The 741-nt window shown below is 43.7% G+C and carries 1 protein-coding gene and 1 pseudogene; one reads left to right on the plus strand and one right to left on the minus strand.

What is annotated here, in order from left to right:
* Positions 1 to 327, minus strand: a 327-nt coding sequence (locus tag A3762_RS02795) for an AraC family transcriptional regulator ligand-binding domain-containing protein (RefSeq protein WP_197468974.1), incomplete at its 3' end; no start/stop codon positions are given.
* Between the two features lie 126 nt (positions 328 to 453).
* On the opposite strand from A3762_RS02795, the pseudogene A3762_RS02800 reads away from it, so the two are divergent.
* Positions 454 to 741: pseudogene (locus A3762_RS02800) on the plus strand (alkane 1-monooxygenase); the annotation flags it as partial.

The following is a 741-nucleotide window of genomic DNA, read 5'->3' on the forward strand; positions in this document are numbered from 1 at the left end:
AATTAGAAAGAACATTTGTCGAACCGTGGGGGCTGAGATTGCGCCATAGCCCAGAGGCCCGTGCGCGCTCGACTGACTTATCGTTGATATATCGAGTGCTAGGTCATCTGAGCCAGACAAATGCTCTGCTTTCGCATATAACCTTTTAAACTGCTCAAAACTAACATACTGGCTGCTATCGATGAGCTGCTCCCAAGTTAAGCTATTTCCTTCAAACAATTGCTCTATCACAACACCAGCATTTCGGCAGTGTCCAGCCAACAAACGAGCGTAGCTTGGGTGAATGCTAGGGCTTAAGTGTTGAAGTTGCTCTTTACTAATCGACATACGATGATCGTTAATTGATTCCGGAAGAGTGTCAGATTATGACGATTTAATGCCAGTTTCAACGCTTAATTTTTGATCTATCACTTGCTGTAATAGTTCCACGCTCAATAAGAATAGGAATGGATCATGCGCGCAGGTACTTTTATATCTCCAGAAGGAGAGGTTTACGTCGACAAAAAACGTCATTTTTGGCTGGTATCTTTTATGGTGCCCCTGCTGGCTGTCGCAGGCCCTTTGCTATATATGTTGTCACCTAATGACGTATTTTTATGGCTGTTCATTGCATTTTGGTATCTCTTATTTCCGGTCATTGATTATTTTATGGGCGAAGACACGAGTAATCCGCCTGAGTCTGTTGTACCGATGCTTGAGGCAGACCCTTATTACAAGTTCATCGCTAGGATCAACGTTCCG

The sequence above is a fragment of the Oleiphilus sp. HI0125 genome (assembly GCF_001635355.1).